A 17,594-nucleotide genomic window follows, 5' to 3' on the forward strand; every position below is an offset into this window, starting at 1 on the left:
AAAGTTTTGAGCCTGCCGTTTTTCTTTTGGTTTCACACAACAAACCGTTAACTGCAAATGGCAAAAAAATATCCCCTGCCGCAGATAAGTTTTCTGCGGCAGGGGATATCTTGGGGGTAAATAAGTCAACAGGCATACCTGACGGTGTCAGAATCAAAATACGTCCTCACGGTTCACTGTTTTAAGGGTACTATTTTAAGTATATGACAAAACAGACATTATGTCAACCTTTATATATAAAATTACATTATTATACATCCCGCCCCTACGTTATATTTTGTATAAAGCAAGAATTAAGTTAGACGCCCTCGAGGTCAAACGGCGGAGTATATTCTTCCTTAGCGCTGCTTTTCTCCTGCATAAATCCGTCCGTAAGGCCGAGTCTTATTGCCTCATCAACTACCGAATTATATTCAAGGGACGTGATCCTGCGCCCAAGCTCCCTATACTTCGAGGCTGGCTTTATCGGGGTATACTGGCTCATGAGGCTGAGCAGGAACTTTCCCTTAGGCAGATTGTCGTTTATCCAATTTAAAATCTTTATAGAGTCTTTTCGCGCTCCGGGTATCACAAGATGACGTATAATAACGCCCTTTTGCATGATCCCCTGCCGGTCAAATTCCAGTCCGCCGGTTTGCTCAATCATCTGCGCTACAGCCTTTGACGCTACCTCAAAATAATCTGCCACCCCTGAATATTTCCTTGACAGCTCGCTGCTGAAGTATTTCAAATCCGGCAGGAAAATGTCTACATAGCCTTTCAGCGCTTTGACGGTTTCGATTCTCTCATATCCGCCGCAGTTATAAACGACCGGAATTTTAAGTGAGCTGCGGACCTTGTCAAGGGCTAAGAGGATTTGAGGAATGTACTGGGTCCCAGTTACAAGGTTGATGTTGTGGGCACCCTTTGCCTGAAGTTCCAAAAATATTTCGGCAAGCCTTAAGACTGATATCTCCTTTCCAAAACATTTGCTGCTGATTTCATAGTTCTGGCAATAACAGCACCGCAGTGTGCAGCCGCTGAAAAAAACGGTGCCACTGCCGTTTGTGCCGCTGATACATGGCTCTTCCCAAAAGTGCAGTGCCGCCCGCGCCACTTTAACTTTATCTGAACATCCGCAATAGCCAAGCTTTACAGCCCTGTCAACACCACAGAGCCTCGGGCACAAATTGCAGGCATTGACGGTGAGCATTGAACATTCTTCTTTCGTCTTGTAATTTACTCACCATATTATACAACAAACAGCTCTGTTTGTCTGCCTAAGGCGTTGTGGAGCCCAGTAAACTTAGTCGCTACCGTTTGCCTCACAGCCCAGAATTGGCACGTCGTTCAGAAAACTTTGAATACCCGCTGTACCTTTCCCGGAAAGATACTCACGCCCGAGTATGGCGCTTTCCATCTGTTTTGAGGCCGTCATAGCAATGGTTTTTTCGTTTAGCATTTCATGAATCTGCATTATTTTATCCGGAACAAGTCCCTTATCCATTAAATCACCTCCCGATCTATTTTAACAATATAATTTCCACTTTTATCCTCGATTATGTGGCAAAGAAGCTGTTTACTGTGGAGTAAACAGCTTCTTTATTATTTTCCCATAAAGCCTTATGAGTTAAACTGCCATTTGTAGCAAAATAATCTGGGCTGCGAAACATTTATTTTATAGGGGTCGGCGTGCGAAACTTCTCATATGAGCAACTTTTTGATCCTTAATCAATGAAGCACACCCTGACCTTGCTGCGGCCGGTTAGGAATGTTGAACTTCGGCGGCTTCGGATTTTGAAGATTTTTGGCGTCATAGAACCTTCCTGGAGTCGACAAATCGAGATATTCCTTTGAGTTAAAGGTTTTGCCCCAGTCCGCAAGGGAGCCAGTTTCTTCAAGCGTGTTAAATGCCTGTCGAAAAAGCGTATTGTGTGCTTCTTCCCTGTTGAGCAAAAAGTCAATCGCTTCCCTCACGCCGGTGTCTGGAATCTGGCGGTAAAGGTATTCATAGACAACCTTAGCCCTCTGTTCTGCAGCAATATCTGACAAGATATCTGCGGCAAGGTCGCCGGTTTCATTGATATACGAACTCGTAAAATTATACCCCGAGGCGTTCGCAAGCATAGGGGTCAGCCCTGACAGGACTGAAGCCTCAACCGAGCCAGCATTTGTGTGCTGGGCATCGGGATAGTGTCCGTTGAGAATGTTTACAAGTGTGCAGACTATCTCGAAATGGCCTAATTCCTCGGCGGCTATATCAAGAAACATATCCTTTATTGCCGGATCTTTTATACGAAAACTCTGTGACAAATACTGAAGTGCGGCTTTAAGTTCGCCCTGGGGACCGCCAATCTGCTCCTGCAGCATATTAGCATAATTCGGATTCGGGCCGTCTACTCTGACGTCTTTTAATAGCTGCTTTTCATGTTTAAACATATCTTTTCCTCCTAACGATTACTTTTCCCCATTATTATTTTCCCGCAAAGCCAAAATATATTTCTTTTCACCATTGATTTGTGATAACGGGGCTATGTCAAGAGAAGTTCGCAATTTGGGGACTCCACGAAATGAATTAAGCTGCGCTTAGCAGAAGTGTCTGAATCGATTTGGGATTCAAATATGCTCTGGAAACGGACCAGTCTTCAGCGTATTCCATGAGATATGTTGTAACCAACCGCAGATAGGAATCTTTGTTTGGGAATATCCCGACGACGTTAGTTCTGCGCCGGATTTCCTTGTTCAGCCGTTCCAGCATATTGGTCGATGAGATTTTACGGGCATCAAGCTCGGGGAATGCATAGAAAGCCAGTGAGTCCTCCAGCCCGTCTTCCAGAAGCTCGATTGCTTTGGGAAACCGCTTCCCATATTGCTCCGACAACTGTTTTGCGCGCTGTCGCGCTAATTGGACGGAAGGCGCCAGCCAGATTTCTTTCAGTTGGACCGCAAAGGATTCTTTTTCTTTCTGCGGTATATGGGCCAGAATATTTCGCATGAAATGCACTTTGCAGCGTTGCCAGGATGCGCCGGGAAAACTTTCTCGGATGGCGGCAATCAGCCCTTTGTTCGCACCGGAAACCACCAGCAGCGGTGTTTTCAAGCCGCGATCCAAAAGACTTTGAAACAACTGGGAATAGCTCTCTTTGGATTCGTCCAGCATCGGCTCCACGGCGAGAATGTCCCTGTGCCCTTGCTCGTTGACGCCGCAGACAACCATCACCGCCATGCTGACGACACGGCCATCCATACGGACTTTTTCGTACAGGGCATCCGTCCAAATGACAGGATAACGAGTATCCGTCAGAGAACGGTTGCGAAATTCCTGTACCTGTTCATTGAGCCCTTTTGTCATCTCACTGACCTGACTGCGGGAGAGGTTCTCTATCCCCAGACTGTGAGCCAACTTTTCCATCTTCCGTGTGGACACGCCCTGCACGAATGCCTCCTGAATAACCTGTACCAGCGCCGCCTCGCTGCGTTTGCGTTCAGTGACAAAGAACGGGATATATCCATGGCTGTGCAGCTTTGGCACCATGAGATACATCGTCCCTACGCGAGTATCCAGCCTCCGGGGACGATATCCGCAGCGGTAGTCACTTCGAGACGGATTGTGCGCATTCTTTTCCGCCCCCACAAGGCCGGAAACCTCCGCCTCCATCAGTTGAGCGCAGAGCCATTCCAGCATACTGAGCATCGGGTCGGGCTCCGCCATACATTTCAGTAGCAATTCCGTAAGATCTGTGTTATTCTTTCCTTGAGTCATTGGGACCAACTCCTTTTTGAATGTCTTGACACCATTCATTTTAAAGGAGTCCCAATGGCTTTTCTATACCTTCTCGAAATTGCGAACTTTATTGTACTCTATCGATAACGGCGCACAAAAAAGCCTGTATCTGTAATTTCAGATACAGGCTTTTGTAATCCTAAATGAACCCTAAGACTGCTTTTCATTCAGCTCTTTTGCCGGTTTTATCTTGTCTCGGAACGACTTTTTGACTTCATTAACATCAACACCAAGGATATCAAGAATAAACATAAATACCGGAATTCCCACAAGCATGCCCCAAGCGCCAAAGAAATGCCCTGAAATCGTAATGATTAGGAATGTGAAGAATATCGGCAGATTGACTTTCTCTGACATGAGCTTCGGATTTAAGATATAGGCTTCAATTGCGTGCAGAATCGCAATCATGACTAAAACATAAATTATCAGTTTCCAGCCGCCGATTGAATAAGCAATAATTGAGAGAGGAACAAGTGATATAAACACTCCCGCAACAGGTATGATACCAAGGATGAATATCATTACTCCGAGGCCCAGAATGCTCGGGAAGTGGAAAAATGAAAGCAAAATAATAGAAAGTATGCTGTTTATAAATGAAATCAATATCTGGGTTTGAAGCACTTTGCCGAAAGTATTGGTAAACTTAAGGCCGAAATATTTTAATTCTTCATAAAGCCATGATATCTTGCTATTCTTAAACTTGACTATGAATGAATAAACGCGGCTTTTTTGAAGCATGAAAAACAGGCTTAGAATCAACGCCATAAAAATATCAAAACCGAGGGAACCAACATTGCCTATAAATGCCACCAGGGCATTGCCGCCCTTTTCAACATATTTCTGCAGGTCAATATTTTTAACCAGGGCAAGGGCGTTGTCCAACATGTCATTGCCGGTCGTTTTTTCATTCATCATCTTCGTTACCGAATTTGAAATAATCTTTGTTAGCTCAACCATCTGTGAAATTATCTGCGGAATATAGATACAGGCTATCAGAACCAGAAGAGCGGCAACTAAAAGATATATAAACGCGATAATATACGAACGTTTTATGGGGATAAACCTGTGAACGCGGATGTAAATAAATTTCTGTGCGGCATTGGTAAGATAAATAAAGATAAATGTAAGCAAAAATAATGTAATCATACCGCGCATTAAGTAAAGTGCAAACCCGATAAGTGCGAGGATAAACAGCCTTTTCACGATAGGTTTTTTTAAGTAAGTTAAAATATTCTCCATAAAACTTCCTTCCGCAGTTAATAATGTTATATGTACTATTATATATTAAATTTAAGTTGTTTTAAACCGAATAATCAAAACATCCAGTATGGAAGAAAGATTATCCCCCTATCGCTCTTAATCAAATCCCTTGTAATGATTATAGCAGTTTTAACCCCATAGTTGCGCATGAAAGCCCTTGTACTCTTTATCGTTCGTTCAAGGTTTTCTTTCTGGCAGCAGACTGAAACCGGCAGGATTTTGCCTTTTTCATACAAAACTATGTCAACCTCGCGGATTCCATTTTTCCAAAAATACACATTCCCGTCAACACCCATAGCATATCTTTTTGCCATATAAAGAAATGCGTTTGTAACATGGTCATTAAAGTTTTCGGCAATTGACGTGTTGCACCTGATTGCATTCGCAATGCCTGTGTCGTAGATATAAAACCGCTTATTTTTGCGGACAATGCGCCCTTCAACGCCGGATTCCGGCGAGAAGTTGTCCTGAACTCCCGCAAAACCGCCTTCGGAAAGGTTTGAAATATACCCTATTATGGTTGAAGTATCAACATAGAGGGAACGTCCAATTTTCCCGAATGATTGCTCTGTTCTCCCCTGCTCGGCAATAATGTATAACAGTTTTTTCAGCTTCTGCGGGGACTTAATATTATTGAAAGCTCCAATGTCGCGATACAGCGAGCAGTCCGTTATGTTCAGCAGTTGCGCCTGCCAGCGCGTTATATCATTCGAAGAAAAATATGCGGGATAGCCGCCGCTCAGCAGATAATCACTTACAATCTGGGACTTATATGGCTTGAAATCCCTTAGTGCATAAATATTAGCATAAAGCTCCTCAAAAAATGCCACCGGGTCAGCAAAGACCGAAGGTTCCGGCATCAGACTCTTATATCTGACAAGGTCGAGGTCGTGAAGCTTATATGCAAAATAAAACTCCGAATACTGCGGCAGGTTAAGCGGCATGACTATAATCTTATATTCATTCTTCTCGTCAAGCTCACTAAACGGCGTATGCGTCTGCGCAATAAAAAATTTTATATTTACTGTTTTGTCAAGGTAGTTTAAAAGGTAAATCTGCCAATCTTCAATAAATTCTATGTCGTCAATAAAGATATAAACAGGCTCACGAAATGCGAATAGATTCTCGTGAAGTATTTCGGTCGCATATATCTCGAGTAGGCTGCCGATTGAACGATGTTCCCCAAAAAGAATCATCTCGTCACCGCTGAAATAAACAATGCGCTCCGGCGGTATATTCGACTTTAAAAGATGATTTATTGTGCAATATAGTAGTGACGTTTTGCCGACTCCGTATGGGCCGACAATATTGGTAATCCGTTTGTCACCGATGCTTTTAAGCACATCCATAAATTCGCTTCTTATGCGTTTGTGTAAAAGTGTTGCGTCAACTTCTCCTGTTTTCCACCATGTATTGATCTTTTGGAGCGCATAAACTGGATTCATAAACAGCCTCCATTGTAATGCTGACGAAATTTAGAGTTTTATTGATAGCAACGCACTTTATACATTTATAGCATATTTGTCGAATACAGTCAATAAACATGCTAATATTTATACCGCAAACCCCAGCTCACATCAGCTAACTTTCCTTCATTTTGCGCTGTTTTTATGTATAAACGGTCATTAGGTTGGGCAAATTATATTTTCGGAAATACCTTGTAAAGCCCCATTTTTGCCCACAAAACCAGGGCAAAACCGGCTAAATGGTTTAAATATACAAATTATAGTTTGCAGTCGATAAAATATATATTTTTTATTGTCTTAATAGAATATAAAAAATAATGATTATTTAATGCGATATCTAAAACTATTTCTTTTTATTGAATTAAGAATATGCAGTGATATTTGAAAAAGCATAATGATATTATGCTTTATAAATTCGCATAAAAATTTCATTTCTGCAAATAATATCAGCGTATCGCGGAATACTTTATTTTGAGCAGTTGTCCACGCTCGATAAAGCTAATCCGTGGACACAACGCTCTGAAACCTTGACACACACGCAGACTGCCTTCAGCATTATATTGTTAGGAGTTGATTCTATGCTAGACCGCATAGCACTTATACTTGTCATTATTGGTGCATTGGACTGGGGCTCCATCGGTATTTTTAAATTTGACTTCGTCGCGTGGGCCTTCGGCGGACAATACAGTGCTGTTTCCCGAATAGTCTATACGCTTGTTGCCATCGCCGGTCTTTGGTGCATATCCCTTCTATTCCGTGACCGAGAAGTCGTCGAATCAAAAAACGAAATTCACTGATAATGACATCGGCACATGCAAAAATAAGGGGCTGTACCGAAACGCTGAATTATCGGCGTCAGGTACAGCCCCTTGTTTTATGAAATCATCCGGAAGGAGTGATTATTCCTCCCTTTCTTCGTCGGCTGGCTTTGAATACAGTTCTTGATTTTCGCTATTTTATTTTTTGAGTGATTCAACAATATTCTTGGTGTCGAGAGCAATCATGTATTCCTCGTTTGTCGGAATTACATATGTTCTTACCTTTGCGTCAGGAGTCGAAATGTCGCCCTCTTTGCCGCGTATAGTGCTGTTGTTGAGGTCTTTGTCTATCTTTATGCCGAGGTATTCCATATTGGAGCATACGGCTTCTCTCAGCAGGCAGGAGTTTTCACCGATACCGCCGGTAAATACAAGAGCGTCAATACCGCCCATTGCCGCGGAATAAGCGCCGATATACTTTTTAATCTGATAGCGCTGGGCATCCTGGGCAATTATTGATCTCTCAATGCCCTTTGCGGTTGCCTCTTCAAGGTCGCGGTCGTCACTGGATATTCCTGAGATACCGATAAAGCCGGATTCCTTGTTGAGGATTCGCTCCATCTCTCTCGGCGAAAGGCCTTCTTTTTCCATAATAAATGTTACAACGGACGGGTCAAGGTCACCGCTGCGTGTACCCATTATAATACCGCCGAGCGGTGTAAAGCCCATGCTTGTATCAATGCATTTGCCGCCGTCAACAGCGGAAATGGATGAGCCGTTGCCGAGGTGGCAGGTTACAACTTTAAGCTCTTCTGGCTTTTTGCCCATTAATTCAGCAACGCGGAGGCTGACATAACGGTGTGATGTACCGTGGGCACCGTAGCGGCGGAGCTTATATTTCTCATAATACTCATAAGGTACGCCGAAAATATATGCCTTCGGCGGCATTGTCTGATGGAAAGCAGTATCAAATACAAGAACATTTGGAACATCCTTGCCGAGTATCTCAAGGCAGGCCTTAATGCCAGTCATTGTGGGAGGATTGTGAAGCGGAGCAAAATTTATAACTTCTTCAAAGTCTTTTAATACCTGATCTGTGACAAGAACAGATTTTGAAAAACGGTCGCCGCCGTTGACTATACGGTGTCCGACAGCGTCAATTTCCTTTACGCTTCCTATAACTGCGGCATCGCCCTCGGTAATCGCCGATATAACTGTCTGGAACGCAGTTTTATGGTCGTTGAGCGTCATTTCTTTTTCAATTTTTCTTCCATCGAAAGTCTTGTGCTTAAATTTGCCGTCAATGCCTATGCGCTCGCAGTTTCCCTTTGCCAGCACATTTTTGTTATCAATATCAATGAGCTGATATTTAAGTGATGAACTGCCAGCGTTAATAACCAGAATGTTCATTAAGTTTCCTCCTTGAATTTGGCGCAGTCTGAAAATAAAAATGCCGATATGTGCATATTGGGCATTAAATTAAACCTGTAATTTTTCTTCGAGGAACTTATCCTCTTGAACGTGCGTTGACGCACGCATTTTTCAAACACGCCTTGATAAATTGATTTTTTAAGATGCCATGTATTATTATATATTCAAGAACAGTATTTTTCAATAAAAAAGATTTATATGCTTAGGTTTTTGAAGATATACCATTTGCAGATTAATAAAATTTCAGGAGCTTAATATGAACGGTATAAAAACAGCAGGCATTATAGCTGAGTTCAATCCGTTTCACAACGGGCATGAACTGCTTATAAAAAAGGTGCGCGAGGCAGGGTTTTCACATATAGCTGTGGTGATGAGCGGAAACTTTACCCAGCGAGGGGAACCAGCCTTAATGCTCAAATCGGCGAGGGCCCGGGCGGCTCTTCTCTGCGGCGCCGACCTCGTGCTGGAGCTTCCGACGCCGTTCGCTGTTTCCAGCGCGGAAAAATTCGCTTATGGCGCGGCAGGGATACTCAATGCGCTCGGCTGCGTCGACAGCCTTTGTTTCGGCAGCGAGTGCGGGGATATCGAGCTTCTCAAGCATTGCGCCGAAAAGCTCAATGAAGCAGACACCGCTGGGGAACTCTCCGACGAGCTCAAGCGCGGCGTATCATATCCGAAGGCAAGGGCCAATGTCCTCGCCCGGGCTAATGTCCCAAGAAACGACATCGCCGCAGTCCTTGACAATCCCAACGATACGCTGGCAGTCGAATATATAAAAGCGCTCAAAAACCTTGATTCTTCCATTACCCCGTTTGCAGTAAAACGCATGGGAGCCCGTCACGACGGCGCGCCGTCGCTGTACGGCGACACCCCGATATCGTCGGCGTCTGCGCTTCGCTCAATCATCACTGCGGGCAATGTTTGGCGTGCTAAAAAATATATGCCGTCCCGCGCCTTTATGGTGCTTGCCGAGGAAATAGCAAATTTGCGGGCGCCGTTTCAGGTGCCTTTGGCCGAACCGCTCATACTCGCCAAGCTCAGGACTATGAGCGCAGACGATTTTATACGCATTACGGACGTTTCCGAGGGGCTCGAAAACCGTATTTATAAAGCGTCGCGGATGGCTTGCTCGCTCAATGAACTCTATTTCGCAATCAAGTCAAAGCGCTATACCCTCGCCCGGATACGGCGCATAGTATTGCGCGCCTTTCTCGACATCGATTCGTCCTATACCCGCTCCGGCCCGCCTTATATCCGCGTACTCGGCTTTAACAGCAGGGGGCGGGAACTGCTCAAAGCGGCGAAAAAGTCCGCTGCTCTGCCGATAATCAGCCGTTTCGCTGACGCGGCTAAGCTGTCGCCAGAAGCCCGCCGCTTTTACGACCTTGAGTGCAAAGCAACCGACCTTTATATGCTCTGCGTTCCCAAAATACAGCCCTGCGGTTTTGAGCAAAAATTTACGGCCATCAATCTAAGCAGTTGAATTGTTCAGCTAAAACGAGTACAATATTTTAAGTTTGAGATTTCCGAGAGAAATAATATGTTCCAAAACCCATTAATATCAGGAGTGATAAGATGTCAAAAATAAAGGCTGAACAGATTGAATATAAGAATTTCGGAAAATGCTTGAGAATAACAAACGGCAAAATCGAAGCCGTTGTCACTCTTGACGTTGGACCGCGCATACTGAAATTTGCTTTTGTCGGAGGAGAAAACTTCTTCCATGAAGATATAGACAGGGAAAGCTGCACCTGCGGCGAACCGCTTGAAGCTGTTTTCGGAAAGGGCTCAAAATGGTTCATCTACGGCGGTCACCGCTTATGGCTCAGTCCGGAGGATATGCCCATGACCTATTATCCTGACAATGAGCCTGTAAATTACAATATTATTGACGGCGGCGTCGAGCTGATTCCGCCGGCGCAGCGCGTCAACGACGTACAGTACCGCATCCAGTTCATAATGTCGGAAGATAAACCGCAGGCAACGGTAAACCACTTTATTACAAACGTTGGCGGCAGCACCATCAAAAGAGCGCCCTGGGCTATCACCGTTATGCGCCGCGGCGGCATGGAGGTTATCCCGGAACCTATCAACAACACAGGGCTTCTGGCAAACCGCGTGCTGTCCCTGTGGCCCTACAGTGATATGTCGGACGATCGCATATACTGGGGCAAGAAGTATATCACAATGCGGCAGGATACCTCTGTCTCCAGCGCCTTTAAGTTCGGCATTAACAACAACCGCGGATGGGCGGCCTATTTTGTCAACAACGGTATGTTCTTAAAGCGCTATAACCACAATCAAAGTGGTAATTATCCCGACAACGGCGTGTCTTTTGAAACCTTTACCAACAACCAGATACTTGAGATGGAGACACTGGGCGAATTAGTCGATATCACACCGGGAGGAACAGCCTTCCATAGTGAAGAATGGACGCTTATCGACAATGTCGAGTGCCCCGCTCCAAACGATGAGGTTACTCTCGACACATTGGTCAAGTTATATATTGAAAAGTAAATTATTTCAGGCAGGCTGGCTCCTTTACGAGCAGGTCTTAAAACAGCCTGCTGCTTGCAAAATGCGGGCAGAAAGGTGCAGTCAGAATTGCAAGTTGCCTATTGATATTTATACGATTAGTTACAAAATCCCCGCATTTTTTCGATTTGAATATAATATAATCTGATGGAGGATATATTTGAAAATTTTAGTAGACGCCGACGCCTGCCCCGTCAAAGATATAATCATCCACGAGGCAAAAGCGCGGAACCTGCCCGTTTTGATGTTCACAGATACCAGCCATGAAATAAACGACGGCTATTCCTCTGTATATGTAGTGGACAAGGCCCGGGATTCTGCTGATTTTGCGCTTATCGCAAGGGCTAAGGCAGGCGATATCGTCGTAACTCAGGATTTCGGAGTCGCAGCAATGGCGCTGGCAGTAGGCGCAGCAGCCATTAACCAGAACGGGCTTATTTTTACGTCCGACAACATCGGTATCCTGCTTGAACAGCGGCATATATCTCAAAAAATACGCCGCAGCGGCGGCAGGACAGCTAATCCTCCTCGGAGAACGCAGAGCGATAATCAAAAATTTAAAACTGCATTTATAAAGCTATTGGAAGAAAACTCATAAAACGCGCGCTGCCGCGCCACAACAGGAGGATTTGCTATTAAGAAAAAACGTGATACTTTAGGCATAGCGCTAACGCTGCTCATGTTATGCTGGATGGTCTTGATTTTCTGGTTTTCCTTGCAGTCCGGTGCACAGTCATATGCTCAGTCACATAAGGTATTGGAGATTGTCGAACGTATTCTTAATAAATTCGGGATTAAGTTCAATCAAGCCATTTTTGACATCTTTGCGCCTTTCTGCAAGGAAAAAGTTACAAGCGAGATTTTTATACGGAAACTTGCACATTTCACTGAATACTTTATATTTGGAATCATTTGTACCGCAAGCATAATCCATTGGCACAAAAGAAATTTTTGCGTTTTGTGCCGGCTGCGCTTGGCGTTTCGACAGCGGCTATTGACGAAATGGTAATCCAGCAGTTTCTGGTGTCAGAACGCACAGCCGCTGTCACCGACGTGCTTCTTGACTCAATCGGGTTCTATGCTGCATTGATTATAATATTCGTTGTTTCCTTCGCTGTGATAATATTCAAACTCTTTAGAAGGCGCATGTTAACATAACCAATCTATCCATAACTTAGTGGTTGAAATTTTAAACATTTTAAGTTAAACTAAACGGTTAGTGGAATCATAAATAAGACTTCTAATATTGTGCTTTTAATATTATTTAAAAGCAGGTGTATTATGAGAATAAAAAGGTACGGTTTCAAACTTTTAAAGATTATCTTCGCTTTGGCTGTTATGACAGTGATTATGATTAACTTTGAAACAATCTTTAATGCACTCGACTGTGACGCGCTTACTATTTCTACTAGCAAAACAGATGTAACCGACCTGCCGAGCAAAATCAACTTTTTAGACGACGACAAAAATACATTTATTAGGTACTGCAAGAATTTCTACGGAGAAGATTTACCTATCGGAATAGACAACAACATATATCAATACTATGGAAACGTAAACGGCTACAGGTTTTACAGGCTCCAGCCAACTCTTGTGTCGTACGACAATATCAGCCAGAGTGAGGTCATTGGAGGATTCACCTTCGAAAGCCCTTATCGCTTCAGGCCGGAAAATACAGGGCTTTATATCATCAGTGACGAAAGCGTCTATACGCTTGAAGAAGCGTACAAATTGGGCCTGATCGATATTGAAAAGGCATATCAGTTATATAAAGAAAAAACTGAAAATCAGTAAATCTTCTGCGGCAATATACCCCTCAAGGCGGTTCAATTATGAACCGCCTTTTTTATTTTTTTGGCATTGCGCTATTATATTACCTCGAATTAAAGATTAATTTCTTAGGAAAATAATTGATGAGACACAATACCTGAAAAGGAGACGTGTTTTAATGAAAATCAAACCCAAATTTAAGATATTCATAATATTTACTTTATGCGCGTCTATTTTATTTTCTTATTCCGCTGTCGGAGCCGATATCGAAAATAAAAGTGACGCGAAAAAGGATTATATAAAATGGATGACATTTGACGTACCTGATAAAGCAATGCTTAAAGCAATGAATATAGATATAAAATACCACGGAACAGATAAAGAAGTTGATTGGATTGAGGTGCTTTCAATCCTCGCTGCTAATTATTACGGCAGGTGGGAAAGATATAAACCTAAGGATATGGACACTGTCGTCGAAAAACTCCAGCGCGGTGAAAGCGCCGAGGAAATAACACACAACAACAAATACTATAATTTCTATCACGAGGCCTATAGCGCAGTGCTCAGCGGTTTTCTCGGGGAGTATAAAACAGTGTCCCCAGTAGGCAGCGACAACCTTGTAGAAAAATACGGCATGTTGGTCTTTTCCCCGATTGCAAAGGGGTATTACTACTCACATTATGATGATTTCGGCAATTCACGAACCTATGGATATAAGCGCAAACACATGGGCAACGACCTTTTAGGAAGTGTTGGGACCCCGATTATCGCGGTTGAAAGCGGTTATGTCGAATGCATAGGGTGGGACAGCTTCGGCGGCTGGCGAATAGGTATCAGAAGCTTTGACCGCAAGCGGTATTACTATTACGCCCATTTGCGGAAAGACAAGCCTTATGTCCAAAATCTAAAACAGGGCATGCTCGTAAAAGCGGGTGAAGTCATCGGCTATCTCGGCGCTACAGGCTACAGCAACAAGGAAAATGTAAACAATATGTCAAGGCCGCATCTTCATTTCGGCATGCAGATAATTTTTGACGAATCGCAGAAGGAAGGCGTAAACCAGATTTGGATAGACGTGTATGACATAGTAAACGTACTCGCTAAAAACAAAGCAAGTGTCCGCAAAGACCCACAGACAGGCGATTACTACAGCACGTCATTATATTATTAAAATTTTTGTAAATTTTTGTTCTTTTTTATTTGCAGCTCCGATTTAACTTGTGATATCAATAAAAAAACAGAAATCGGAGTGACAGATATGATTACGTCAATAATATGCATTATGTTGTAGTCTTAATTACATTTACTTTTGTGGTTGATTTTTATGTCTCCTTCGTCATTATTATTGATTTTTAAGCGGCAATAATAATATTGAAGGAGATGATAAAAAGATGAGCACAGAATATTCAGATAAAAAAACAAAGAAAATTGAATATATACCTGGCATTGAATGTGATGTCACAAACTGTGTCTACAACGATGAAAAACGCAACTGCTATGCTGAAAAAATAAAAGTCGGCCCTATGCACGCTTCTTCTAAACATGAAACATTGTGTGCAACCTTTGAGCAGAAACCCGAATCATAAATTTAATAAAAGCTGCGGGGATTCCCCGCAGCTTTTTCATTTATGCTGTGCTTTTTGCGCCTGTATAATGTTGCATAAAAACTTATTATGAAGCGGAAAGGAAGGCATTTGTTTGAGATTATTACACATCAACCCGCGCCCGCGCTGGGTTGCAGTCCGGCATCTCTAAGCTGCCGTCGGACAAAGCAAGTTTTGTGAGGTAGTAACACTCTTCCCTCGCCATATGGTCTGCCATAAGTGGCATTAACGTTCCGAGAAGCGTTGCGTTCGTTCTGGCGTTTCTTATTTCAATCAGAAAATCCTTAAACCCGATCATTTCAAAGTAAGCCTGACGGTTCAGCATCTGCAACGACGGGAAATTCATAAGTTTTGTCCGTGTAAAGCCGCTCATTTCGATTGATTTTAAATACAGATTTGTAAATGTCTTTTCATAAGCCTTGCTTTCTTCTATCTTATTATTTTCAATCTCGTCAAGGCTGGCCGAAACCGCCGCCGCGTGGCCCATGCCGTCGGAAAGCCACAAAACATTATAATGCAATGGATGAAATACCGGGGGCTGACCGTTCTGCAAATTTGAAAGGGTCAATAAAAATTCTTCGAGCTCATTGAGCATATGATTAAAGAAGGTCGAGGACAGGTGTATCACTACTCTTGACTTCAACGTCAATGTCAGCAGGCTCAGTTTAAACTCGCGGAGCTCTTGTACCGCCGAGATGACCTTTTGTTTGAATTCATCCGTCGGCGCAGCCGCCTTTGACTCATCCAGCAACTGGTCAAAGGTATGTATGAACTGTTTCGCTTTATTTATGCGCTCGGTCTCGCTGGGTGCCAGAGAAAAATAAATAAATCTCGCATGGTCGCCTAAAATCTGCAGCCAGAAATTATATTCGAATACCAACGAATCCAATATATCTCCCCCACTCAAATTATTCTTTATTATTCATATGCTTTAAGTGAAAAAAGGTTAAAATTAAGCAATAACCGGACAAAATGAAATAAAAAACGGCTCACAAATAAATTTGTGAACCGTTTTTAACTGTTATATATTGCAGCAGCCGTTAAGGCTTCTGGCTGTAATAAAAAAAGCCCGACATCGCCGGACTTACCCTAAAAATTATCTATTGCAGTCTTTTGTCAATATCGAGGAACATCAGCATCATCCATTTATAAATCAGTCTTTCCATTTCCTCTGCGTTTTTTCCTGACTTAAGTATTAGACACATGCCATCCACAAAAGCTGACGAAAGAACTTGAAACATAAAATTGTCTTTTAGCTCTAAGCCCTTTTTCCTTCTTTCAACAAGGTAAACCTTTTGCAGCGTTTCAAATACCATATAAATAACTTCAGACTTACATTCGGCATATTTTGTGCCTTCACTTTTATCAAGAAGAATATAAAGCTCCAATGGGTGTTTGGACGATATCCGGGCGACTCCTTCACAGATTTTTTTCAGCACATCAATACTGTTAAGTTCAGTTGAAGTTAAATTAAAGTCTGATATTTCTTTTTTAATACTTTTCATCACCTGGCTGACTTCGCCATAAATGTAACCAATTGTACTGTCAAAAAGATCTTCTTTGTTCTTAAAATATCGATATATATTTCCGCTGACTATATCCGCTTTTGACGCTATTTTTCTCATTGAAGCGCCTTTATAACCATTTTTTCTGAATTCTTCAATTGCCGAATTGATTATATTGTTTCTAACACTTTCTTTAAGGTATTGCATAGCGAACTCCTGTTAAAGAATTTTGCAATTATATAATGTGTCAATTTGGCATGTTTAATTATGAGTTTTATTTAAAATGATTAGAAGCATATTAATGTAAATAATAATATGTATAGTTACGCGGATATCGGAGTCATTATGTATAACGCCGTAAAATATACGGCGTTATTCTATGTTCACCGGCAGCAAATAAATTGCAGCCGGTATAGTTTGTCAATCGCAATGATGACAGTTACATCTGGAAGCACATCGATCATCGCCGTGATGAATATTCATCGGCGGGAAATAGCTGCCTGTTACACTGAATACACGGTCTCTGCCGTAATTGGGCAATCTGAACCGCCGGCGTCTGTTGCAACAGCAGCAGCCCAGCAGCACAATTGGCCACAAGCAACAACACATAAAATAGTACCTCCTTTTACTGCGGTTAATACATTTTATTCAAAATGCGACAAATTGTCTCATACACCGCTTCTTCAAAGGAGGTACTCTGTCATTTTATAAATAAACTTTAGTTAGCAAAGAATTACTGCGAGAAAACATTATCCCGAAATGTTTTTAGAAAATCATCGCACTGCTCGAAAAGTTCAACAACTTTAAATTTTATTTTGATATCTGGCTTGTCCGAGTTTTCAACTATATTTTCCTCGTCCGGAGACAGCACATCACTGATTTCCTGTTTCTGCTCTTCGGATGACGCCGGTATGCAGAGCGATGGGAACAGCACACACCACCAGTTATGACCTTTTGCCTCCCCTATTGTTATCCGAACCGCATCATAATACCCAGCGGGTAGTGTAATGTTATCGTACTTCCTCGTTGTGAAGTACATGTTGACTAGCTGAGCATTTACTTTATAATTGAAGCCTTCCCTCTTGACCTCATCTTGGGCAATTTTTATGATTTCAGGAAGTTTCTCTCTGACGTTTTCTTCAGCTTCTTCTTTATTGTCGGCAGCAATAAAGAGCTCCTGCGATTCGCGTAAAATCCTGTCACGTACACTGAGTTTTAACTGCTGGTCGGCTTTACTATCGGAATTAGCTATAATATGCAGACGCAGGACCTTGCCCCTTATATCGCTGCATTGTTTCGCAAAAACAGAAAAACTTGACAGAGACGCCGCAATGACCGTTATCATTAATCCCAGCAAAACAGCTTTTTCAACTTTAAATAATTTCATATGACCATATCTCCCGTCAATTATGTTTGCTGCAAAAGGATTTTTGACGGAAAATTATGGTAATATACATAAATTTAAATTTTTTCTGAAAAACGGTCTTACTTGCGGCCTTAGA

At 42.6% G+C, this 17,594-nt stretch carries 19 protein-coding genes and 1 pseudogene; 10 read left to right on the forward strand and 10 right to left on the reverse strand.

The window, feature by feature from the left end:
• The first annotated feature begins 26 nt into the window (after window positions 1-26).
• The gene (locus tag V6C21_RS07260; protein WP_479268688.1) at window positions 27-185 is read left to right on the forward strand and encodes a hypothetical protein; all 159 of its coding nucleotides are present in this window, start codon (window positions 27-29) and stop codon (window positions 183-185) included.
• Between the two features lie 113 nt (window positions 186-298).
• Here V6C21_RS07260 and V6C21_RS07265 read toward each other — a convergent pair whose 3' ends face one another.
• The 6 genes from V6C21_RS07265 to V6C21_RS07290 all read right to left on the reverse strand — a co-directional run bounded on the left by V6C21_RS07265 (window position 299) and on the right by V6C21_RS07290 (window position 6,468).
• On the reverse strand, window positions 299-1,192 hold the full coding sequence (locus tag V6C21_RS07265) for a radical SAM protein (RefSeq protein ID WP_479268689.1): 894 nt from the start codon (window positions 1,190-1,192) through the stop codon (window positions 299-301).
• A gap of 93 nt (window positions 1,193-1,285) precedes the next feature.
• Window positions 1,286-1,486, reverse strand: a complete 201-nt coding sequence (locus V6C21_RS07270; RefSeq protein ID WP_034836983.1) for a hypothetical protein — start codon at window positions 1,484-1,486, stop codon at window positions 1,286-1,288.
• 224 nt (window positions 1,487-1,710) lie between these two features.
• A complete protein-coding gene (locus V6C21_RS07275; protein WP_479268690.1) occupies window positions 1,711-2,418 on the reverse strand; it encodes a manganese catalase family protein in 708 nt (235 codons plus the stop codon).
• 136 nt (window positions 2,419-2,554) lie between these two features.
• Window positions 2,555-3,742, reverse strand: a complete 1,188-nt coding sequence (locus V6C21_RS07280) for an IS256 family transposase (RefSeq protein WP_479268691.1) — start codon at window positions 3,740-3,742, stop codon at window positions 2,555-2,557.
• A gap of 171 nt (window positions 3,743-3,913) precedes the next feature.
• Window positions 3,914-5,002, reverse strand: coding sequence for an AI-2E family transporter (locus V6C21_RS07285; protein ID WP_479268692.1), 1,089 nt, complete (start codon window positions 5,000-5,002; stop codon window positions 3,914-3,916).
• Window positions 5,003-5,076: 74 nt separating this feature from the next.
• Window positions 5,077-6,468, reverse strand: coding sequence for an ATP-binding protein (locus tag V6C21_RS07290; RefSeq protein WP_479268693.1), 1,392 nt, complete (start codon window positions 6,466-6,468; stop codon window positions 5,077-5,079).
• Window positions 6,469-7,067: 599 nt separating this feature from the next.
• On the opposite strand from V6C21_RS07290, the gene V6C21_RS07295 reads away from it, so the two are divergent.
• Window positions 7,068-7,286, forward strand: coding sequence for a DUF378 domain-containing protein (locus V6C21_RS07295; RefSeq protein WP_034836975.1), 219 nt, complete (start codon window positions 7,068-7,070; stop codon window positions 7,284-7,286).
• A gap of 159 nt (window positions 7,287-7,445) precedes the next feature.
• Here V6C21_RS07295 and V6C21_RS07300 read toward each other — a convergent pair whose 3' ends face one another.
• The gene (locus V6C21_RS07300; protein WP_479268694.1) at window positions 7,446-8,657 is read right to left on the reverse strand and encodes an acetate/propionate family kinase; all 1,212 of its coding nucleotides are present in this window, start codon (window positions 8,655-8,657) and stop codon (window positions 7,446-7,448) included.
• Window positions 8,658-8,934: 277 nt separating this feature from the next.
• Here V6C21_RS07300 and V6C21_RS07305 point away from each other — a divergent pair, with 277 nt between their 5' ends.
• The 7 genes and pseudogenes from V6C21_RS07305 (at window position 8,935) to V6C21_RS07335 (ending at window position 14,569) form a co-directional block, all read left to right on the forward strand.
• Window positions 8,935-10,161: a tRNA(Met) cytidine acetate ligase gene (locus V6C21_RS07305; RefSeq protein ID WP_479268695.1), complete on the forward strand. Its 1,227-nt coding sequence runs from the start codon at window positions 8,935-8,937 to the stop codon at window positions 10,159-10,161.
• Between the two features lie 92 nt (window positions 10,162-10,253).
• Entirely contained in the window at window positions 10,254-11,195 is a 942-nt protein-coding gene (locus tag V6C21_RS07310) for a hypothetical protein (RefSeq protein WP_045085606.1), read from the forward strand.
• A gap of 178 nt (window positions 11,196-11,373) precedes the next feature.
• A complete protein-coding gene (locus V6C21_RS07315) occupies window positions 11,374-11,811 on the forward strand; it encodes a YaiI/YqxD family protein (RefSeq protein ID WP_034836965.1) in 438 nt (145 codons plus the stop codon).
• 93 nt (window positions 11,812-11,904) lie between these two features.
• Window positions 11,905-12,371 (forward strand): annotated as a pseudogene (locus V6C21_RS07320) (VanZ family protein).
• A gap of 123 nt (window positions 12,372-12,494) precedes the next feature.
• Window positions 12,495-13,007 (forward strand): hypothetical protein, encoded by a 513-nt coding sequence (locus tag V6C21_RS07325; RefSeq protein ID WP_034836963.1) that lies wholly within the window; start codon window positions 12,495-12,497, stop codon window positions 13,005-13,007.
• Between the two features lie 154 nt (window positions 13,008-13,161).
• Window positions 13,162-14,154: a M23 family metallopeptidase gene (locus tag V6C21_RS07330; protein ID WP_479268696.1), complete on the forward strand. Its 993-nt coding sequence runs from the start codon at window positions 13,162-13,164 to the stop codon at window positions 14,152-14,154.
• Window positions 14,155-14,374: 220 nt separating this feature from the next.
• Entirely contained in the window at window positions 14,375-14,569 is a 195-nt protein-coding gene (locus V6C21_RS07335; protein ID WP_034836957.1) for a DUF1540 domain-containing protein, read from the forward strand.
• A 121-nt stretch (window positions 14,570-14,690) separates the two neighbouring features.
• On the opposite strand, the gene V6C21_RS07340 is transcribed toward V6C21_RS07335, so the two are convergent.
• Both V6C21_RS07340 and V6C21_RS07345 read right to left on the reverse strand, forming a co-directional pair.
• Window positions 14,691-15,476, reverse strand: coding sequence for a DUF2935 domain-containing protein (locus V6C21_RS07340; protein ID WP_479268697.1), 786 nt, complete (start codon window positions 15,474-15,476; stop codon window positions 14,691-14,693).
• 211 nt (window positions 15,477-15,687) lie between these two features.
• Complete coding sequence (locus V6C21_RS07345; RefSeq protein ID WP_479268698.1) at window positions 15,688-16,299, reverse strand: TetR/AcrR family transcriptional regulator; 612 nt, start codon at window positions 16,297-16,299, stop codon at window positions 15,688-15,690.
• Window positions 16,300-16,521: 222 nt separating this feature from the next.
• Between V6C21_RS07345 and V6C21_RS07350 the strand changes: the two genes are divergently transcribed.
• The gene (locus V6C21_RS07350; RefSeq protein WP_479268699.1) at window positions 16,522-16,803 is read left to right on the forward strand and encodes a hypothetical protein; all 282 of its coding nucleotides are present in this window, start codon (window positions 16,522-16,524) and stop codon (window positions 16,801-16,803) included.
• 22 nt (window positions 16,804-16,825) lie between these two features.
• On the opposite strand, the gene spoIIR is transcribed toward V6C21_RS07350, so the two are convergent.
• On the reverse strand, window positions 16,826-17,479 hold the full coding sequence (gene spoIIR, locus V6C21_RS07355) for a stage II sporulation protein R (protein ID WP_034836954.1): 654 nt from the start codon (window positions 17,477-17,479) through the stop codon (window positions 16,826-16,828).
• Window positions 17,480-17,594 lie beyond the last annotated feature (115 nt).

Origin of the sequence: [Clostridium] cellulosi (genome assembly GCF_036762875.1) — a bacterium.
Classification (GTDB): domain Bacteria; phylum Bacillota; class Clostridia; order Oscillospirales; family Ethanoligenentaceae; genus Ruminiclostridium_D; species Ruminiclostridium_D cellulosi.

Coding starts and splice junctions, on each gene's coding strand:
- spoIIR (WP_034836954.1), bottom strand. CDS start 17,479: ATGAAATTATTTAAAGTTGAAAAAGCTGTTTTGCTGGGATTAATGATA.
- V6C21_RS07345 (WP_479268698.1), bottom strand. CDS start 16,299: ATGCAATACCTTAAAGAAAGTGTTAGAAACAATATAATCAATTCGGCA.
- V6C21_RS07295 (WP_034836975.1), top strand. CDS start 7,068: ATGCTAGACCGCATAGCACTTATACTTGTCATTATTGGTGCATTGGAC.
- V6C21_RS07300 (WP_479268694.1), bottom strand. CDS start 8,657: ATGAACATTCTGGTTATTAACGCTGGCAGTTCATCACTTAAATATCAG.
- V6C21_RS07275 (WP_479268690.1), bottom strand. CDS start 2,418: ATGTTTAAACATGAAAAGCAGCTATTAAAAGACGTCAGAGTAGACGGC.
- V6C21_RS07290 (WP_479268693.1), bottom strand. CDS start 6,468: ATGAATCCAGTTTATGCGCTCCAAAAGATCAATACATGGTGGAAAACA.
- V6C21_RS07310 (WP_045085606.1), top strand. CDS start 10,254: ATGTCAAAAATAAAGGCTGAACAGATTGAATATAAGAATTTCGGAAAA.
- V6C21_RS07270 (WP_034836983.1), bottom strand. CDS start 1,486: ATGGATAAGGGACTTGTTCCGGATAAAATAATGCAGATTCATGAAATG.
- V6C21_RS07330 (WP_479268696.1), top strand. CDS start 13,162: ATGAAAATCAAACCCAAATTTAAGATATTCATAATATTTACTTTATGC.
- V6C21_RS07280 (WP_479268691.1), bottom strand. CDS start 3,742: ATGACTCAAGGAAAGAATAACACAGATCTTACGGAATTGCTACTGAAA.
- V6C21_RS07325 (WP_034836963.1), top strand. CDS start 12,495: ATGAGAATAAAAAGGTACGGTTTCAAACTTTTAAAGATTATCTTCGCT.
- V6C21_RS07305 (WP_479268695.1), top strand. CDS start 8,935: ATGAACGGTATAAAAACAGCAGGCATTATAGCTGAGTTCAATCCGTTT.
- V6C21_RS07265 (WP_479268689.1), bottom strand. CDS start 1,192: ATGCTCACCGTCAATGCCTGCAATTTGTGCCCGAGGCTCTGTGGTGTT.
- V6C21_RS07285 (WP_479268692.1), bottom strand. CDS start 5,002: ATGGAGAATATTTTAACTTACTTAAAAAAACCTATCGTGAAAAGGCTG.
- V6C21_RS07335 (WP_034836957.1), top strand. CDS start 14,375: ATGAGCACAGAATATTCAGATAAAAAAACAAAGAAAATTGAATATATA.
- V6C21_RS07350 (WP_479268699.1), top strand. CDS start 16,522: ATGATGACAGTTACATCTGGAAGCACATCGATCATCGCCGTGATGAAT.